This window comes from Streptomyces sodiiphilus (assembly GCF_039529215.1).
Taxonomy (GTDB): Bacteria; Actinomycetota; Actinomycetes; order Streptomycetales; family Streptomycetaceae; genus Streptomyces; species Streptomyces sodiiphilus.
The window spans coordinates 1-555 of the sequence record NZ_BAAAMJ010000094.1; the positions used below are offsets into that span (position 1 = coordinate 1).

The window sequence follows — 555 nt, forward strand, 5'->3', positions numbered from 1 at the left end:
GGCCACTTCCCCTGCCACTCCCAGGGCAACGACCTGATCATCCTCGACGACCAGGGCGATGAGCGCACCCGCTTCACCTTCCCCCGCCAGACCCGCGGACGCCGGCTGTGCCTGGCCGACTTCATCCGCCCCGCCGATACCGGACAGACCGACACCGTCGCCCTCCAGATCGTCACCGTCGGCAACCGCATCAGCCAGGCCACCGCCGACCTCTTCGCCACCGACGCCTACCGCGACTACCTCGAACTCCACGGCCTGTCCGTCCAGCTCGCCGAAGCCCTCGCCGAGTACTGGCACCACCGCGTCCGCACCGAACTCGGCATCGCCCACCGAGATCCCGACACCCTCACCGGCATGTTCCGCACCGAATACCAGGGCTGCCGCTACTCGCTGGGCTATCCCGCCTGCCCCGACCTGGCCGACCGCGCCAAGATCGCCGATCTCCTCCGGCCCGAACGGATCGGCGTGAAACTCTCCGAGGAATACCAGCTCCACCCCGAACAATCCACCGACGCCATCGTCCTCCACCACCCCGAAGCCACCTACTTCAACGCC

General features: G+C 68.1%; 1 protein-coding gene. It reads left to right on the top strand.

Translation table 11 applies throughout. The features are described from left to right. Positions 1–555 (top strand): vitamin B12 dependent-methionine synthase activation domain-containing protein (locus ABD299_RS24740; RefSeq protein ID WP_344266970.1); only part of this gene is annotated, 555 nt, incomplete at both ends.